Annotated in this window: 17 protein-coding genes and 1 pseudogene; 8 read left to right on the top strand and 10 right to left on the bottom strand. The window is 61.3% G+C overall.

All coding sequences use genetic code 11. From position 1 onward, the window contains the following. Positions 1 to 128: 128 nt before the first annotated feature. Positions 129 to 572 carry a hypothetical protein gene (locus I6F12_RS13465; protein WP_225156537.1) on the top strand — a complete coding sequence of 148 codons (444 nt, stop codon included), beginning with the start codon at positions 129 to 131 and terminating at the stop codon, positions 570 to 572. Between the two features lie 351 nt (positions 573 to 923). Here the strand turns inward: I6F12_RS13465 and I6F12_RS13470 are convergent. The 5 genes and pseudogenes from I6F12_RS13470 to I6F12_RS13490 form a co-directional block, all read right to left on the bottom strand. Next, a pseudogene (locus I6F12_RS13470) lies at positions 924 to 1,753 on the bottom strand (class I SAM-dependent methyltransferase). 76 nt (positions 1,754 to 1,829) lie between these two features. After that, positions 1,830 to 2,111, bottom strand: a complete 282-nt coding sequence (locus I6F12_RS13475; RefSeq protein ID WP_225156538.1) for a hypothetical protein — start codon at positions 2,109 to 2,111, stop codon at positions 1,830 to 1,832. Between the two features lie 131 nt (positions 2,112 to 2,242). Next, positions 2,243 to 2,605: a hypothetical protein gene (locus tag I6F12_RS13480; RefSeq protein ID WP_225156539.1), complete on the bottom strand. Its 363-nt coding sequence runs from the start codon at positions 2,603 to 2,605 to the stop codon at positions 2,243 to 2,245. 71 nt (positions 2,606 to 2,676) lie between these two features. Continuing rightward, on the bottom strand, positions 2,677 to 2,910 hold the full coding sequence (locus I6F12_RS13485; RefSeq protein WP_225156540.1) for a hypothetical protein: 234 nt from the start codon (positions 2,908 to 2,910) through the stop codon (positions 2,677 to 2,679). A 33-nt stretch (positions 2,911 to 2,943) separates the two neighbouring features. Next, positions 2,944 to 3,246 (bottom strand): nickel-binding protein, encoded by a 303-nt coding sequence (locus I6F12_RS13490; protein WP_225156541.1) that lies wholly within the window; start codon positions 3,244 to 3,246, stop codon positions 2,944 to 2,946. Positions 3,247 to 3,400: 154 nt separating this feature from the next. Between I6F12_RS13490 and I6F12_RS13495 the strand changes: the two genes are divergently transcribed. The 3 genes from I6F12_RS13495 to I6F12_RS13505 all read left to right on the top strand — a co-directional run bounded on the left by I6F12_RS13495 (position 3,401) and on the right by I6F12_RS13505 (position 7,410). After that, on the top strand, positions 3,401 to 5,197 hold the full coding sequence (locus I6F12_RS13495; protein WP_225156542.1) for a winged helix-turn-helix domain-containing protein: 1,797 nt from the start codon (positions 3,401 to 3,403) through the stop codon (positions 5,195 to 5,197). Positions 5,198 to 5,566: 369 nt separating this feature from the next. Continuing rightward, complete coding sequence (locus I6F12_RS13500) at positions 5,567 to 6,484, top strand: PhnA-like protein (protein WP_109145710.1); 918 nt, start codon at positions 5,567 to 5,569, stop codon at positions 6,482 to 6,484. 629 nt (positions 6,485 to 7,113) lie between these two features. Continuing rightward, a complete protein-coding gene (locus tag I6F12_RS13505; protein ID WP_225129301.1) occupies positions 7,114 to 7,410 on the top strand; it encodes a low affinity iron permease family protein in 297 nt (98 codons plus the stop codon). Positions 7,411 to 8,973: 1,563 nt separating this feature from the next. On the opposite strand, the gene I6F12_RS13510 is transcribed toward I6F12_RS13505, so the two are convergent. Both I6F12_RS13510 and I6F12_RS13515 read right to left on the bottom strand, forming a co-directional pair. Continuing rightward, positions 8,974 to 9,387, bottom strand: coding sequence for a hypothetical protein (locus I6F12_RS13510; protein WP_225156580.1), 414 nt, complete (start codon positions 9,385 to 9,387; stop codon positions 8,974 to 8,976). 51 nt (positions 9,388 to 9,438) lie between these two features. Beyond that, on the bottom strand, positions 9,439 to 9,660 hold the full coding sequence (locus I6F12_RS13515; RefSeq protein WP_109143095.1) for a hypothetical protein: 222 nt from the start codon (positions 9,658 to 9,660) through the stop codon (positions 9,439 to 9,441). Positions 9,661 to 10,295: 635 nt separating this feature from the next. Between I6F12_RS13515 and I6F12_RS13520 the strand changes: the two genes are divergently transcribed. Genes I6F12_RS13520 through ligD form a run of 3 tightly spaced genes read left to right on the top strand, consistent with a single transcriptional unit; the run spans position 10,296 to position 13,498 of the window. Next, positions 10,296 to 11,975 (top strand): DNA polymerase/3'-5' exonuclease PolX, encoded by a 1,680-nt coding sequence (locus tag I6F12_RS13520; protein ID WP_225156543.1) that lies wholly within the window; start codon positions 10,296 to 10,298, stop codon positions 11,973 to 11,975. Next, positions 11,975 to 12,538: an MOSC domain-containing protein gene (locus I6F12_RS13525; RefSeq protein WP_225156544.1), complete on the top strand. Its 564-nt coding sequence runs from the start codon at positions 11,975 to 11,977 to the stop codon at positions 12,536 to 12,538. The genes I6F12_RS13520 and I6F12_RS13525 overlap by 1 nt, the downstream gene beginning before the upstream one ends. Positions 12,539 to 12,550: 12 nt before the next feature. Beyond that, complete coding sequence (ligD, locus tag I6F12_RS13530) at positions 12,551 to 13,498, top strand: non-homologous end-joining DNA ligase (protein WP_225156546.1); 948 nt, start codon at positions 12,551 to 12,553, stop codon at positions 13,496 to 13,498. Positions 13,499 to 13,556: 58 nt separating this feature from the next. On the opposite strand, the gene I6F12_RS13535 is transcribed toward ligD, so the two are convergent. After that, positions 13,557 to 14,351 (bottom strand): ribonuclease HII, encoded by a 795-nt coding sequence (locus I6F12_RS13535; RefSeq protein ID WP_225129298.1) that lies wholly within the window; start codon positions 14,349 to 14,351, stop codon positions 13,557 to 13,559. Positions 14,352 to 14,609: 258 nt separating this feature from the next. On the opposite strand from I6F12_RS13535, the gene I6F12_RS13540 reads away from it, so the two are divergent. Then, complete coding sequence (locus I6F12_RS13540) at positions 14,610 to 15,713, top strand: DNA topoisomerase IB (protein WP_225156547.1); 1,104 nt, start codon at positions 14,610 to 14,612, stop codon at positions 15,711 to 15,713. 59 nt (positions 15,714 to 15,772) lie between these two features. On the opposite strand, the gene I6F12_RS13545 is transcribed toward I6F12_RS13540, so the two are convergent. Both I6F12_RS13545 and I6F12_RS13550 read right to left on the bottom strand, forming a co-directional pair. Next, positions 15,773 to 16,657 carry an NAD(P)H-hydrate dehydratase gene (locus I6F12_RS13545; RefSeq protein WP_225156548.1) on the bottom strand — a complete coding sequence of 295 codons (885 nt, stop codon included), beginning with the start codon at positions 16,655 to 16,657 and terminating at the stop codon, positions 15,773 to 15,775. Then, complete coding sequence (locus I6F12_RS13550; RefSeq protein ID WP_225156549.1) at positions 16,654 to 17,409, bottom strand: histidine phosphatase family protein; 756 nt, start codon at positions 17,407 to 17,409, stop codon at positions 16,654 to 16,656. The genes I6F12_RS13545 and I6F12_RS13550 overlap by 4 nt, the downstream gene beginning before the upstream one ends. Between the last annotated feature and the right edge of the window lie 473 nt (positions 17,410 to 17,882).

Consider the following 17,882-nt stretch of genomic DNA (forward strand, 5'->3'; position numbering starts at 1 on the left):
CGGGCAAAACACTGGCAGAATAGCATCATCGAGACGAGTTTGTTTTGCACCCGCGCCGGTTTTCCGACGCGGGTTTTTTGTGTCTCGATCCAAGATTGACCGGAGCAATTTTCAGATGGATTTCCCCCATGACCGAAGCGGTGAACTACAACCTTCTTTCCCAAAATGCTCTCGCCAGGGCGGCTGCTCGCCGCGCGCTGAAGCAGCGGACGCTCACTGAGATCAAATCGTTGGCGCGGACGCATACGAACCTCGCCATCAAGACCCTCGTGCAGATCATGCGCGACAAGGAAGCTCCCGCCCATGCCCGCGTGATGGCGGCTAACGCCATTCTCGACCGGGGATGGGGCAAGCCATTGCAGCCGATTGTGAGCGAAGATGACAACCCCATTAGATTCGTTCACCGCATCGAGCGGGTTATCGTGCATCCCGGCGACGACGTGACGATGGAAGCGCATATCGAGGAGACCGTGCAGCGAGCACCTGTCAGTGTGCTTGGCAGCCTCGGCGCGGTGCGCGATGGCGATGCCTCTCACGAAGAACTTTGGTTGCAATCGCAGGAGCAGGCATGAGCGACATACTTCGGAAGTTGCTTCAAACGCGGGTTCAGCCAGCGCCGAAACCCGAATGGCCGCGATGGATCGCCGAGGCGCTTGCATATAAGCCCGAGAGCGCAGTGCAAGTGAAAGCACCGCCCAAAACGGTCCCAGCGGGCCCGAACAGGCGAGATGATTATCGGGCGTTGACCCGAATAAGGAACACTTGAAGCTTGAGCCCGCAGGAGACCGCGGGCTTTTGACAGCCGATGTCGGCTGCTGGGGGCCAAGTGGACATCTTCTAAGAGCCAGAGCATTTCAGCTTGTGACCCAAAGCGGGCTTTAGCTGCACCGGGAAGGATCCCGATGCAGCCCTCAGAGTAGGTATCAGCTCTCCTTGTTGATAACGACCTCGAGATACTCGCTACGGATCACCACCGTCCCGTCTTCCGCCGCATTGAATTTCGCAACGAGCGCAAGGATGTCCGCTTCCAGCGATTGCTGGGCGTCGGAATCGACCGCCGCAAATGCTTTCAGGACCGGCCCGTAGTAAGTACGGAACACGTTCAACATGTGTGCGGGCGATTTGTAGCGGAACGAAAAGTGCCTGCTTTGCGTCTCGACTGTCGACTTGCCGGCGAACAGCGCATCGAGATGCGCCCGGGTACCCCACAAAGCGGGTGACTTCACGCCAGCCGCCGGCGGCACGTACCTGCCAATGGTCTTGAATAACTGCCCGATGAAACCTTCCGGCGTCCAGTTGGCAAGGCCGATCTTGCCGCCCGGGCGGCAGACCCGAAGCATTTCCGTGGCGGCCTGCTGCTGGTCGGGCGTGAACATCACGCCGAATGTCGACATCACGACGTCGAAACTGTCATTAGCGAAAGGCAGCTTCTCGGCGTCCGCTTCCCGGAATAGGACGGGCAGGCGTTCGGCGGCGGCTCGCTCGCGGCCGCGCTCGAGCAAAGCGCCGACGTAATCGGTCGAAACCACGTCAGCGAAGCGGCGAGCGGCCGCCAGCGTGGCATTGCGTTGCCGGCAGCGACGTCTAGTACGTGTTGACCGCCACGAAGGTCGACCGCCTCGCAGAGGGATTCGCCGACGATCTGTAGCGTGGTGCCGACGACGGCATAATCGCCGGAGCTCCAGGCTGCCAGCTGGCGGGCCTTGACGGCGGACAGATCGGTAGCGGCAGCAACGGGAGTCTGCATGTTCATGAATGATCTCCTTGGGTTTCGATTGAGGGCACGGCGGCCGGCGACGAGAGGCATTCGCCGGCAGCCGACGCTTGCATCAGGTGCACAGCGGTCCGATGCAGATCTTCTTGCCGCAGAGATTGCCGAGGCACTTCGGCGGTCGCGGCCGGCTGGTGACGGTGACGCCGCCCTGCTTCGCGGTGCGCGGCGGATCGGCGCGGTGATCATTCACCACCGGCGCATTGTCGCGGTGATCACGAACCACGGGCGGCGTGCGGTGGTCGCGGACCACTCTCTCGGCCAAGGCCGGAGTCAGCGAGGTGAGAACGACGCCGGCGATGCCGAATGCATGGACGGCGGACTTCGGGATGTACTTCATGGTCCTTCTCTGGGTTGGGGGACGCGGGTCTCTGCCGGCGAAGCTGAATTGCCGTCGCCGCCGGAGCGGGGTGGCGCAACGCCGGTGGCGCCCGCCGAATTGGTTGGAACTTGGCGACGCAGACGAGCGCGTCAGCCACGGCCGCGATGATCGCGAACGACAGGTTTGGCACCACTCTTGCCGCTGCTCTTGCCGCCACTTTTGCCGCTGCCTCCCCCGCCGCCCGCTGTGTCGCGACCACCGCCGCTGCCCCCACGGTCGCCGCCGCCCGAAGCTTCTTCCATGCACTTGTTGTACTGGTGATTGCACGTCCGCTGGATGCAGCCGTTTTCCTTCCCCGAAGGGTTACCCATGATGCAGCGCTCGATGCAGTTGGTCTGCCGAATGGAACAGGACATTGATTTAGCGTCAGCCGTCTCGGCGAAGCCCGCCAGCGCGACCATGGCGAACGCCGCACACGACGCCGCGAGCGGGCGCAAGTAGGAAGTGGACATCTCATTTCTCCTTGAAGGTTTTTGAATGGCTGGTGGGATTGGGACGTGCCGCCATTCTTCGGCACGCCTATTCAAGGCGACCTCGGTCGCTGGGTTGGGCACGTCCGGTGAGATCGATCGAAATCGTTGAGCAGTTCACGCTCGCTCATCATGGCGGACGCCCATGCCGCCGCCCGGCGCTCTTGAAACGCAAGATAGGCCGCGACCCAAAGGTTTATCGCTCGCCGAATCTTCGCGAAGACGTAGAAGACGTTCCGATGTGCTGAAGGCACCGCGGCCAGTGAATGGGTCGTGATGATGGACATGTCTCATTCCTTTGCTCGACACAGACTGTGCGGCTATTTGGCCGCCTGCACTTCGGAAGGGTCGCTGCGCACGACAACGGTGGTGGCGATTCTGTAGAATTCCTCGCCAGGCATACCGACGCGGCGGGCGTGCTCGCGAATGGCCTCGCCGTCCCGCGCTTGGTAGATGCAGAAGGTGCCGATGCGGCCATCCGCCTCATGAACCACGTAGCTGCGGATCCACCGCACCCGGTCCGACATCTGCTCGTTGCCGATGCTGGCGGACTTTGCGCCGGCCACATCCAGCTCCTTGAGGTCGGCCCAAGCGCTCGGACGGCGAATGACGTAGAGTTCCATGTGATTTTCCTCGGGTTTGGCCGTAGCCAGCGACCGCGGTGTTCGCGAGCCACACCCCAGCTATAGGGACCGAAGAGGCTGACCGTCCTTACGGGAGCCTGACCATTGTCTGATCTTTGGCTGAACCTTTTCGGCCTAGCGCAGACACAAAGACATGGCCTGGAAGTTTGGACCGTTCGAGCTCGATGAAGCGAGCCGCGTACTCACGCTTGCGCGGCGAGAGGTCCAGTTGCAGCCGCGGGTGTTCGACCTGCTGGTCCACCTCGTTCGCAACAGTGATCGCGTCGTTTCGAAAGACGAACTGCTGGAATCGATCTGGCCAAACGTCATAGTCACCGATAATTCGCTGCAGCGGGCCGTGAGCGCGTTGCGCGCTGCCCTCCGCAAAGGCGGCCTGGAAAGCGCGATTCGAAATCTCCCCGGCAAGGGCTATCGCTTTTCAATCGACCGCGAGCCGGAACAGAAGCTCGACGTCAAGCCGCAAGCGGGCGAGGTTTCCGATGCGCCTGCGCGCGCGCGGCGCGCCGTTTCCATGCACGCCTGGAATGAAGCGTCCACCCTATTCGAGCAGGCAGATGCCGACGGCCTGTTGGATGGGGAAGATCTGCACCAGTGGGCCCTCACGTTGCAATGCCTTGGCAAGCCAAGTGCGGCGATGTCTATCCTGTCCCGCGCCATCACAGCACGGACGAAGGAAGGCGCCATCGGAAAGGCGATTGCCGATGCGATCATGCTGTCAGATCTTTATTTCGACACCGGACAAATCGCGATCGGCAAAGCCTGGGTCGCTCGCGCGGAAGACTGGGCTTCGGAGATCGAGGACAGCGGCGCAACCGCGATGGTTCTGTGGATGAAGTCGAAGGTCGCCGCGTTCGAGGGAGAGCCGGAACAGGCGCTCGCTCTGACGGAGGCCGCCTATGCCTCCGTCCGGCACAAAGACGCCGTTGCTGTGGAAGCCCTGACCCTGGCGTTCCGCGGCTTCTATCGCCTTTGTCTCGGCGATACCCGGGCCGGGCTGGCCGACCAGGACCAGGCCGCGACGCTCGCGCTTACCAGTAATGAGCTGGACCCGGTCATGGGCGGGATTCTCTACTGCAACGTCTTGTGGTCCTCCCGAATGTTCGGCGACTGGGCACGCGCTGATCAGTGGACGCGGGGCTATCAGGGTTACTGCTCCGAAAGCGGCATGGAATTGACCGGCTGGTGTCAGCTGCATCGTTCCGAAGTGCTAGGCGTTCGCGGCTCGCTCCATGAGGCTCTGGCGCGCATTCAGGAGGCGCTTGCGCGCCTATCGACGGACTCATCCTGGGCCATCGGTGACGCGCATCGCGTGCTCGGCGACGTGCACGCTGCAATCGGCGACGAGGAAGCTGCCTTCGAAGCCTACGACAAGGCTTACTCGCTCGGCTGGTGTCCGGAACCGGGCCGTTCGATGCTGCTGCTGGAGCGCGGCGAGGCCGAGGCTGCGTATGCAGGACTGGAACGAAGCCTGATCGGCAAGGCATGGTGGACGCTGCAGCGGCGCGGCATTCTGCTGGCGCATTTGGCGCTGGTGGCAGCACATACGGGCCGGCGAGATCAGGCCGCCTCATTGATCAGCGAGCTTTCCGGAAGCCCGGATCGTTGGCCTCTCCCCTCGATTCGCGCGTTGACCAATGAGGCGCAAGCTGTCCTTGCGTTCGCAGAACAGGACCGTGGCACAGCCATCCGGCACTTGCACCTCGCGCGTCAATTGTGGTCCAGCGTCGAGGGGAAATATCAGGCGGTACGCCTCCGGCTGCAAATCGCCAGGTATCAGCTGGAAAGCGGCGATGTCCGCGGCGCGCTTGCGGAAGTCCATGCCGCCAAGACGGTGGCAAAGGAAATGGGTGCCATTAAGCTTCAGAACGCTTGCAGGGCTCTGGAATGCGATATCGAAGCGTGCAGACCTCAGCACTCGATAGCTACCTGATCGTTCCGCTGCGCTTGGCTTAGCCGCACCCACGGTGTCTGCCATTGGCCCTTGAGCGACCTCCCGCAACGGCTGCTTATCCGTCGTCTTTTGACCACAGCGGACATTTGCGCCCGCGTGCTACGGTCGGCTTCGCTCATCGCGAGGTGAATGAACGGGGCGGTCTTGTGCCTTCACTTCACCCGCCGCGGAAGCCGCCGCTCTGCTCGAACTCGGCGGAGGCGGGAAGTGCACGCTAGAGGGCATTTGAGTGGCCGGGCTCCAGCGGGCTTGCAGTTGATGTCCACGATTTTAGGAACGTCGGACGCAAAAGCAGGTTGCGGCATCAAACCCCCTTCAAGGATCAACGTCATGGCCAACTCTCCCGAAATGGTTCGTTCAAGCCACCGCACGCCCCCTCAGACGAGCGAGGTCGTTCCCGCTGACGAAATTCGCACAATCATGTTGAACCAGGTGGCGTGGGGCGCCGTTTTCGCGGGTGCAGCCATCGCGCTTGTCATGCAGATGATCCTAAACATGATCGGTCTGGGCGTGGGCTTATCGACGGTCGACGTTGGGGAGGGTAATACGCCGAGCGCGACCTCGATGTCGGTTGGTGCTGGTATCTGGTTCGTACTTTCCGGAATTGTGGCTGCAGCGCTCGGAGGCTACATAGCCGGTCGGCTTTCTGGCAAGGCATCGGCTTCAACGACGGCTTATCATGGATTGATGTCATGGGCCGTCTCGACGCTGGCAGTAATATATCTACTTTCTTCCGCCGCTTCCGGCTTGGCTGGCGGTGCTCTCAGCACAGCATCCTCCGCTTTGGGCGGAGCGGGTAAAGCGCTCGGAGGGTCGATCCAAACGGCGGTTCAAACGGCAGCGCCCACGCTGAACAATGTTAGCGACCCGATGGCTGCCATCGAAAGCAAAGTTAGAGGTGCCTCTGGGCAAGATCCCGCCGCGCTTCGTGATGCCGCGGCCACAGCCGTCCGCGCGGCGCTAACGGGTGACGCTTCTCAGCAGGCAGCGGCTAACGACAAGGCCGCCGAGGCTCTAGCCAAGGCTCAGAATATATCACAAGACGAAGCGAAGGCGCAGATCAGTCAGTACCAACAGCAATATAAGGATGCGGTAGCCAAGACGAAGGAGCAGGCAAAGCAGGCGGCGGATACAGCTGCTAAGCGCGTCTCACAAGGTGCATTGTTCGCGGCAGTGGCATTGTTACTGGGCGCTTTGGCGGCGTTCTTTGCAGGCCAAGCCGGTGCGGTGAATCCAACAGTGTCGGCGCAAATCTCCCGTCGTTGACAACAGCAACCCGAGAAATTGACTTCTCTTGAACAACCAAGTTCGTCAGGTCACCGAAAGTCGTCGCTTCGGGACAAGGTCCCCACTTTCGCTCCAAGGCGCTCCGCAGGGCGTGGAGGAGATAATCGGGCCTCCACGATTTTCCGACAATGACGGCGTCGCGCAATACTGGAGCGCCTTGGAGGTCGGCGGCAACGTAGCCGCTGGCGAGAATGAACGGTACGGACATCGCCTGGAGCGCTAGCGCGACGGGGGTGACCCATTCTCCAGCGAGGTTGACGTCGAGAATGGCGGCGTCGGGCCGGTCAGCCTTCAACAGCTTCAAAGCGCCATCAATGTCTGGGACGGGGCCGATCACGCGGTATCCGGCAGCCCTCAAGTGGCCGTCGAGCTCCAATGCGATGAGGTACTCATCTTCGACAACCAGGATTCGAGGAGCGTCGTGCACAATGTGTCCCCGGGGGTTCAAGACTCCACAGGCGCGGTGATGTGAACCCTTAAACCGGTTGGCTCTCGAGCTTAAGAACCGAAGCCATCCAGCGATGGATCGCGAGCTGTAGAAGTTCGCGGAACAAACAAAAGCGGCGCCACATTGACTGCCAATGGTCGTTAAGGAAATCCGGAGCTGGTTGACCAATATCGGCGTGCTGACCGCGCGGCCAGCCGCGTTCGTCGTGTTTCTTGCCTATGCCGCGCTTTGGATCGTCCTCGGCAATGGCCTGGAGTGGCATTCGCTTGCCACTCTCGCGACCTGGGGAATGACCCTCGTGATCCAGCGCGCTGAACACCGCGACACTCAAGCCATCCATGCCAAGCTCGACGAACTGCTGAAAGTTCATGGCGATGCGAAGAACTCGCTAATGACCATCGACGACAAGGACGCCGAGGAAGTCGAGCGGGAGCGAGACCGGGTCCGGAGGTCGTGAACTAGTGAGCCACTGGATTACGTCGAAAAGGCCCTCCGGGAAATACGCACGCCGAAGCAGTGACCGCAGAAAAGGTTCAGCCGGCATTATATCATGTGATGCACTGTGCTCCAGGCTACTTTGATGCTGGTTGCTGAACATAGGGGGGCATGGATCGGCAAAACAAGGCGCTGGGACACCTCGAAGCTCCCGGACTTTAGGATGAACCGCTCAGAGCTGCTGCGAGACTACAAGGATACCTCGCTTACCTTTTCGTCTGCCACAACTGCAAGCGCGCCCAGCGGAGTGACACAAAGTTCACGCCCATTCGCGTTCCACCCGACAAGCTGACGGCTCCTCGCTTCCGTGTCATACGAGGCGGACGAACGAGCCACTTTTGATATATTGATGGTTGGCCCCTCAGGGATGCGGCGGTTGCGAAGGCTGGCTAGGTGCGGGTAGACCCATGCCTTCCGCTTGTATAGCAGCAAGCCTGCGGTAAGCTCTTGCCTGGCGTTCAAGATCGGCTTTCAAGCCCGGGTCGATCTCATCGGCCGCGAGCCGCTCGAACGCAATTGCTCTTTCAAGGTAGTGCATTAAAGCGTCTATCATCTGCCTGTCTCCCGGCAGCATAGGATCATTTGTTGACCACTTGAGACGTTCTTTGCTCAACGGTGGCCAGCAGATCGTTTGCTCAACGTCCTAAGTCGTCACGTTCAGCCAATTGGCGGTGTTCTCCGGGCGCCTTCCTAGAACCAAGCCGCTGGCGTAGTGGCCGTTCCTCGCCCTCTGCGAGTTTAACCTGCATCAGAAAGGCTTAAAGAACGGATGGAAAGGATCGATTCCGCAGGAACGGTTCAGAGTGCGCCTCGTTGCCGGACATCGATGACACATTGTCCCTCCTTGACTAACCCGGCCAGCACTCCTGACCGGGTTTTTCCTGCGTGGAGGGGCCACTGATTATTGCGGCGCTGACCGAAAGCGCAAGCTGACTCCGCGTTCCGGCAAGGGAAAAAGAAGCAACGACCATACGAGCTTGAACTTATCTAGCGGCGCTTCGCCCTTGGGCCGCAGATCTCGTCCAAGTCCTGCCACCGCGAACGCGATAGCGCGCGCCGAAATGCCCGCGGACACGGTCGCTTTTAAGCCTTGCCGGAATAGCCGCTCCTTCCCGCTCTACTTGTCAGCTGCAATCGCCCGTTACCTGTGACGAATGCAGGTGCCACGCCGCTGGGAGGTAAATTTTTTAGCTGGGAAAACTTGGCAGAGACACGAGCGTTGTAAAGCAGCGGGAAACGCACGCCCCGCCATTGAGGAGGTGAGGAGATGGGCAATTTCCCAATGTTTGGTGCCGGTCTTTTCGTGCTTCTAGTCCTCGGCTATATCACATCCGGCGTATGGAAGACCGGAAATTCGGATGCAGTCACGCTTCGCAGGATCTGCGAGGCTGAAAACGTGGCCGATGTCCAAATTCGCGAATGCACGATCAGGCAAACAATACAGAGTGCGGTTGAAGCACGAATAGCCCAAAGGTGAGCTTCGCCAGCGTGCTACAGGCTGTCGCCGTGCCGCTCGCCGCCGGGTCTAGCTGAGTTGACCGGGCACCTGCGCAGTTCTCCCCTCTGACGGACGGCTACCGAGTCGACGCCACCGGATCGGGCCGGGGAAGCTGTTGGCGATGCTCAAGGCGCGTTCCTCCTCGGTCTCAAGAGCTATTTTTTGAGCTAGCATGACATCGCCCTCGACCAAGCCACCCACCGGGACGAAGCACCACCCGGTGCTGAGCCGGCCGTATTCGTCGATCTCGTTGACGTTGCCCGACGTTCCCCGCCGGATGCGGTACCGCTTTCCGGTATCGCATCCCACGACGTCGAAGTACCCTTTTCTCGTGAACTCGACCCTTTGCTGGGGCGAAAGCCAAGAACACAACAGTCGCAGCGCCCGAGCCTGAACCGTTTTCTCCTCCTTTGCTGCTCGATAAAGCGTACCGATAGCCAGGCTCCGAGGCGTCCAAGGGCCGATGCGACCGAACCTTCTCCTCACTGGTGCTCACCCGCCCACAAGCCGCGGGAAGAACAATGTCTCTTCGGCGGTAGGATCGAACGCAGTGATCCTGGTTACCTCACCGGGCTCCTTCCGAACGGCCGCGGTGTATCCTTTGCTCGTAAACTGCAGAAAAAGCCGCTCCGCCTCTACCAATGCTTCTGCATTGGAGTTGTCGAAGAAGTGCCGGCTGTCGCCGCTGTGATCCATAACGATTTGCACTGCCATGCCTCAAACTCCCGATTACATCTCACAAGCAATGTGGAATGCGAGCGCTCGTTCCTAACTCACCTAATCGCCACTGAAATCCTTCTACCGCTCTGCATCATGAGCACAAGACGATGCAGTGGCTCTGTCCGACGCCCTTCGGCGCGCCGACGTAAGCAACCGAGCAAGCCTTCACTTTAATGCGACGCCAATGGAGCCGCATGAGCAGAACAACGAAGCTGCTCGCCGAGTTCGAGTCGATGGCAAGCCGGCCGAGGGAGGTGCGGTACCCGCTTTTCGAGGGAACACGGGGGGACCAACGGCACTAGGACGTCGTTTGCCGCCGAACGATCGGCGAGAACAGGCGTTTACCGACCATGTCAGACGCGTTCGACTATTTCCGTGCTTACGCAGTCCGAGCTCTCTGCAAAGCGAGATCCATGCCGAGGGGCAGGATGAAGCATCTGCAGCTGGCGGCGGGCCGGATCTACAATCTCCTCAAGAAGGAGGCCGCCTACGGCCCCAACATCCAGCACCTTGAGGACTTTCGCGCAGCTCAGAAGCTGGAGGCCTCTCTCGATCGCCGGCCAAGTGACCGATCCGATGGTCGCCCTGCTCCGGCGGCGCCGCAAAGCTCGCATAGGGAGGCTGGCTGAATGCCTTCGCTCGACGCGCGCGGTGTGGCAAGCCTTCTGCGAGAGTATGCCCAGCGCACCGCCTTGCGAGGCGGCAATCCTTACCGAGCGAAGGCCTACTCTCGGGCCGCCGACAGCCTGGCGGCCCTAGCCGTTCCTCTGGAAGTGCTCGTCGCCGAAGATCGACTTACTGAGATCCCGGGCGTCGGCGATGCGATCGCCGACATCGTCACCAAGCTCCACAAGACGGGCAGTCATCCCAGCCTCGAAAAGCTGCGGAAAGAAATTCCCGCGGGGGTGCTCGAGATGCTCGCTGTACCTGGCCTTCGTCCGGAGAAGGTGCTGCGCCTGTACAAGAACCTAGGCATAGGCTCGCTCTCGGAGTTGGAGGCCGCCGCCCAGGACGACCGCATCAAGAAGGCGAAAGGACTGGGCGCCGCGCTGCAGACCAAGATCCTGCAGAACCTCGCGATCGCCAAAATTGGAGAAGGCCGCCTCCACCTGCACCGCGCCGCCGCGCTGCTCGCGCAGGCGAAGGACTCGATCCGCAAGTCTCGCCCCGAACTGAAGCGTGTGACGATCGCCGGCGATTTTCGCCGCGGCTGCGAACTGGTCGGTGATCTTGCCATCGTTGCGGAGGCTGCCAAGCCGGACAATACATCGACGCCGTCGGCCGACGGGCTGCAAATCCGAGTATCCGACCGCAAGCACTTCGGCGCTGCTCTCCTCTTCGCGACAGGCTCCGCCTCTCATATCGAACAACTCCAGGCTTTGGCAGCGGAGAGGGGGATGCAATTGGAGCCCGACGGCTTGCACAAGGGCCGCACGCTGATCGCCGGCGAGGAGGCCGAGATCTACCGCGCCCTCGGCCTGCCCTTCATCGACCCTGAGCTCCGGGACGGTCGCGGGGAGATCGAGGCGGCTCTAAAAGGCAAGCTCCCGAAGCTTGTCACCGACCAAGACCTGCGCGGCATTCTTCACTGCCACACCGATGCCTCAGACGGCACCGAGACCCTGGAGACGATGGCCAAGGCCACGCGCCAGCGCGGCTTCGAGTATTTCGGGGTTGCCGACCATTCCAAGTCTGCACACTATGCCGGAGGGCTCTCGGATGAGGAGATCGCGCAGCAGCACCTGGAAGCCGACCGGCTGAACAAGCGCTTCGGCAAGGATTTCCGGATCCTCAAGGGCATCGAGTCCGACGTCCTGGCAGACGGATCGCTCGACTATGACGACGATGTTCTGGAGCGCTTCGATTTCGTAGTCGCCAGCATCCACGGCCGCTTCAAGCTGGACCGCAAGGCACAAACGCAGCGCCTGCTTCGGGCCATTTCCGATCCCCACACGACCATTATCGGCCACATGACAGGGCGACAGCTCCAGCGGCGGCCTGGCTACGAAATCGACGTCGAGAAGGTGTTGCGGGCGTGCGCCAAGCACGACGTTGTAGTCGAGATTAACGCCCACCCATGGCGACTCGACCTGGACTGGCGCTGGCACCAGGCGGCGCTCGAGTTCGGATGCATGATGAGCATCAATCCGGACGCGCACTCGATCCCCGAGCTCGACCACATGCACTGGGGCGTTTTGATGGCCCGCAAGGGCGGTGTCCCTGCCGACCGGGTTTTGAACGCGATGACGCTTGCGGAGATCACGCGCTACTTCCGCCAGAAGCGGCGCTCGATCGCCCGCGCCGCCTAATGCCGCAGAAGCAGGATTTCTCGCTGCAGGGAAGGGTGGTGGCGGTCGCGGCCGATCGAGGGCATCACTTCAGCAAACCAACTCGGGACAGCATAATCCTGGTGGAAGGCCACGGCGTCGAAGGCGACGCCCACGCCGGTCCGTTCGTCCGGCACCGGTATTTGGCACGCCGCCAGCCCCTTCTGCCCAATCTTCGGCAGGTCCACCTGATCCCATCCGAACTCTTCCCGTCTCTCCTCGAAGTTGGCTTCGAAGTTGGCGCTGGCGACCTCGGCGAGAACGTCACCACCGCCGGATTGAATCTCGAACGGATGCCGCTCGGGACCTTGATCGAGCTCGGGCCGTCCGCGGTCGTCGAGCTGACGGGCCTCCGGACGCCCTGCGTCCTGATCGACCGCTTCCGAGCCGGTCTCAAGCGGCAGGTGCTCTCGTCGGCGGAAACGGGCCCTGCGTTCAAATCCGGGGTGCTCGGCGTGGTCCGAGCCGGGGGACCGGTCGTGGCTGGCGATAGTGCGCGGGTTCACCTTCCATCCTCCTCGTATCGGCCTCTGCCGGCGCTATAGGGAGCCCCTGCCATGGCCCGAAAATCGACCCTGCCTCATCGCCTGCAGCCCATGCTGGCCACACTGACGGATGCGCCCTTCGACGATCCCGATTGGGTCTTCGAGGACAAGTTCGATGGTTTCCGCATGGTCACGGAAATCCGGCGCGGTCGGGTCGCGCTCTACAGTCGTAATGGGAAGATCATCAGCCACTCCTATGTCGAGGTGGCGAAAGCACTTGAAGGCGTGAAGGCGGATGCTGTGCTCGATGGCGAGCTCGTCGCGATCGGCAGGGATGGCGCATCCCATTTCCAATTGCTCCAGAATGCCTTGCGCCATGAGGCCAAGCTCTTGTACTACGCGTTCGACCTCATGTTCGCGGAAGGCGAGGATCTGCGCGCGCTGCCTCTCCTCGAGCGCAAGAAGCGGCTGAAGGCCATCCTGCCGCGCCACAACCTGATCGCGTTCAGCAAGCATCGCAAAGGCAAGGGGACGAAGTTCTTCGCAGAAGCCGAGCGAAGGCATCTCGAAGGCATAATGGCCAAGCGCGCCGACAGCCCGTATGCGTCCGGACGCCGGACAGCCGATTGGCTGAAGGTGAAGACCGCGCAGCGGCAGGAGGTCGTCATCGCCGGGTTCACGGCACCGAGGCGAACCCGGCCCTTCTTCGGCGCCCTGGTGCTGGCGGTACGCGAAGGCGAAGCCTGGAGGTACATCGGCCACGTCGGCACCGGCTTCAGCCACCAGGTTCTGGGAGAGCTTCACGGCAAGCTCCTGAAGCTTAAGACGGCCAAGTCGCCCTTTCCCGCCAAGGTTAAGGATGAGCAGGTCACGACCTGGGTGCGTCCTACGTTGGTCGCAGAAGTGAAGTTCGCGGAGTGGACCAGCAAGGGCGAGCTGCGCCAGCCAGTCTATCTCGGCCTGCGGTCCGACAAAAAGGCCAAGGATGTCGTTCGCGAAAGGAGCCGGTCCCGGGAATAATGCCGTCGAGGCGAAGCGAACGGCCTGTTCAGCCGGCGGCTCGCTCGGATGCAGAAGGTCACGGCTGCAGGGGCGGCAACCCGAGAGCCTTGCGCACAGGTCCGAATGACCTGCGGTGAGCTGCGCATGCACCAAGCCTGGCAAGAGCTTCGTAGTGAGCCGGCACCGGGTAGCCCTTGTGATCCGCGAAGCCGTAGCCGGGGTAGCGGACGTCGAGCGTCCGCATGACCGTGTCGCGCTCGACCTTCGCCAGGATCGACGCAGCAGCGATGCTGGCGGACTTGGCGTCCCCCTTGATGATGGCCTGCTGAGGGAGGTCGATTTCCTTCAACCGCTTCGCGTCGATCAGCAGATGCTGCGGCGTCGATCCCAGCCCCCGGACCGCACGCTGCATGGCCTGGATACCGGCCCAGTAGATATTGATCGCGTCGATCTCCTCGACCTCTACGAACGCCACGGACCAACTCTCTGCCTTTGCCTTGATCTCCTTCGCGAGTTCTTCGCGAGCCGCGGCGTCGAGTTTCTTCGAGTCGTCGATCCCGACTATCCGCGTGCCAGGTTTCAGGATCACCGCGCCAGCGGACACTGGCCCGGCGAGAGGGCTCATTCCGGCCTCATCCACGCCTGCCACGGCACGCTGGCCGCTGTCCCATAGAGAGGTCTCGAAGCGCAGCATCTTGCGGAGGCGCTGCCCTTCGGATCTGTTTTCGAAGCGCCTTTTATCGATCGAGGCCAGGATGGCACGTGCTCCCGCGCGGCCGTCAGCCCGCAAGATCTGCTCTACGCTGGCCTCGAGTGGTCGTTTCTCGACGACATAGCGCTGACGCAACACATCGAGCGAAAACTGGGACATAGCGGCCTTCTGACAGACTAATTGGGGAAGCGTGTCCGTAAACTTTGTGGCGATTGTCTGAAGTTAGGTCTTGCCGCCATCATCAGTCTGCGCAGCGCCCCGTCGAGTGGAACGGCCGGATTTAGCTGGGGCAGGTATTCTGCGCGGCTACTGAACTGCATCTACGAGCCGCCGGTCCCCGAACGGAACCAACCGCTGCCTTCATTCCTTTAGAAGGAGTGGAGCCTCGACCCCAGGGTGCTTCCGAGGGACAGGCCCATGCTCCGAGAGACTCGCAACGAAGACCAAATCCTGGACCGCACCGTCGAGGTCGCAGCAACCATTGCGGAAGAAGGCCTTCGCTATGTCAGCGACTCCGCGCCCGGTTACACCCGCAAGCGGACGGGGACTACCTTCAGCTACTACGACAAGGACGGCAAGCGCATCACCGACGCCGCCGTTATCCGACGCATCAAGTCCATCGGTATCCCGCCGGCCTATGAATCCGTCTGGATCTGCCCCTCGGCGAACGGCCACATCCAGGCGACCGGGCTCGATGCGCGGGGCCGCAAGCAGTATCGCTACCACGCGAAATGGCGCGAGCTGCGCGACCAGAACAAGTACGAACACATCGTCCAGTTCGCAGCCGCGCTGCCCGCGCTGCGCGACCGTGTCGCGGCCGACATGAAGCTGGAAGGGCTACCTCGGGAGAAGGTTCTGGCCACGATCGTCAGCCTTCTGGAGAAGACTTTGATCCGGGTCGGCAACGCCGAGTATGCCGAGACAAACAAATCATACGGGCTTACCACGATGCGACGAAAGCACGTTGCGGTGGGCCGCGGCGTCCTTCGGTTCGACTTCACGGGCAAGTCGGGCAAACAGTGGAAACTTCGCGTCGAGGACAAGCGGATTGCCGCCATCGTGAAGCGCTGCGCGGAGATCCCAGGACATGAGCTCTTCAAGTACCTGGACGACGACGGGCAGCCGCGTACCGTCGATTCCGGCGACGTCAATGCCTACATCAAAGACATCACTCGCGAGGATTTTAGTGCCAAGGATTTCCGCACTTGGGCGGGAACGGTTTTGGCAGCGTTGGCCTTAGCCGAGTTCAAGAAGTATGACAGCCAGACCGAGGCGAAGCGCAATGTTGTCGCCGCGATTGAGAACGTATCGAAGCAGCTCGGGAACACGCCGGCCGTCTGCCGGAAGTGTTATGTTCACCCGGAAGTCTTGAACGCCTACATGTCAGGTGATCTCGTGAAGATGATCGAAGCCAAGATCGCGCAGAAGTTCAAGCGCCAGTACGCTAAGCTCACTTCCGACGAGATCATGGTGCTGGCATTTCTGCGCAAGCGTCTCGATTCTCTGAAGGGCCCGGTCTAGGCGCCTCGAAAGCATGCGTTTCCTACACTTCCCTTTGCACCGCTGCTGGGCAGCTTTCTTCAGGTTCGACTCTCCAGGTCCCGCATGATCGGGGGAATTTCCTCCGGCAGTTCGCGTGCGAGCAATCCAATGGAACCAAGACGGTCCGCCGCCAAACGACCAGCCACGGCATGAAGGTACACGCCCCAAGCTGCCGCTAAAAAAGGCGAGGTTCCTCGGGCGGCCAAGCCGGCCACGATGCCGGCCAGAGTATCGCCGGATCCGGACGTGGCGAGGCTTACGGTGCCCTGCTCGTTCAGCAGTGCTTCGTCAGATAAACCGACAACATGGGTGCTGGCCCCCTTTAAGGCGACCACGGCATGCACAGAATGAGCGGCTTCCGTTGCCGATCGCAGGGCCTGGCTCTCGATCTCTTCGCGTTCTCGGCCTAAAAACTTCGCCATTTCCCCGAAATGAGGCGTGCAGACTAGCCTGCCCCGCTGTTCTTGGCGAATATCGAGGTGGCGCAGCGAGGTGAAAGCCGACGCATCGACCACGAAAATAGGCCCGATCGCCTCGTTGAGAATGAGAGCACATAATCGTCCGACCGAGCCTTCATCGACCATACCGGGTCCTAAGAGAACGCTATCCGAACCCCTCGCAAGCTCGACCAAACGTGGGCCGTTTTCGATTCCGATCTCTCCGTGCGCATCCTCCGAGCATCTGACTACCATGGCTTCAGGCATAGCCGCCCCAATATGAGGAGCGTTGGTTTGGCAGGCCGCGATGCGAAGCACGCCGGCGCCAGCCCGGAGCGCCCCCAGCCCAGCCAATATCGCCGCGCCCGGTAGCTCGATATTTCCGGCGACGACGAGCACGCGGCCTCTGCTGTGCTTATCGCCGCCGGAATGCTTCGGCAGCGGATGCGACCGCAGATACGCTTCATCTAGCGGCTTTACGATCATCGGGCTGCTACCTTTGCGTCAGGGGCGGTCGTAACCGGCGCGCCCTCATCCTCGAGCGGCGCGAGGAAGTTGTATCTCATTAACTTCAGGGTCGATCCGCACTCACTGCGCTGGTCCAGCCGATATTCCGTCACGGAGCAATTTGCGACATCTGCCGCCGCGTCGATGGCCAGAATGGTTGTCTCATCGAGCTTTTCGATGAGATAGCGGAAGCAGAGAACGACGACCTGATGTCCGACGATCAGCACGCGCTTATTCGGATAGTGAAGACTGACACTCTCCAGCACGCTCCGAAGCCGCAAGATAACGTCGCACCAGCTCTCGCCTCCCGGAGGCCGAAAGTAGAACTTTCCCATGAGCCGGCGGGATTGCGCGAGTTCGGGATGGCGGCGCTCAATGCCGAGCTTCGTCAGCCGATCCAGTATTCCGAACTCCCTTTCCCGCAGCCTCTCGTCAGCGACGATGTCGATGGACGGAGCGGATGCCGCATGAACTGCGGCAGCAGTACTTCTGGCGCGCAGATACGGAGAACTTAAAATTACTTCCGGCCTTTCTTCGCTCGGGAGAGATGCGAACCAACGCCCGAGCGCTGCGGCCTGTTGCTCGCCCAAGGCGCTGAGCGGAACATCGACGTCACGTGCCTCGATCGCGATGTCCTCACCGCCAAGCGCATGAGCCGTATCGCGTGCCACGTTGCCGGCGCTCTCACCGTGCCGGACGATCCACAACCGAGAAGGCCAGTGCTGCGCCATGGCTATTCCCCAGTTTGGGGCTGTGGATTTCCGGCAATCAGCCGGGCAGCAATCGAGAGACGCTCGCCGCGCTTTGGTGAGCGACGAAAGGAGTCGAGACTTTGCATGAGCAGTTCCCAAGCGAGACCTTGCTCAAACCACGGGAGCGGAGGTCGTTCCAACAGTCCTGCGTCAACTCATTTCACCTAGTACGCTGTCGCCCTACAGCGGCCGTTGCTAACGAGAGCCGCGTTGTGGCATGTCGGTTTTCAGGGAAAATGCGGACGCCGACGCACTTGGAGCCTACGCGGCTTTTGACCCGTAGCAGAAGTCTGAGCCTGCACTCCAACCCCTCAACCGCCCGGGCCGAAACTCATTCTTGCGGTTGCACGTGCCTGACGCCGGAACGTGAGCATCGTCAGGGTCCCTGATCTCCTTAAACAATGGCATGGTCAGCAATCCCAGCGAGATGTGTAGCAGTAATGCTGTCGCAA

It is taken from the genome of Bradyrhizobium sp. IC4059, assembly GCF_020193615.1.
GTDB lineage: Bacteria > Pseudomonadota > Alphaproteobacteria > Rhizobiales > Xanthobacteraceae > Bradyrhizobium > Bradyrhizobium yuanmingense.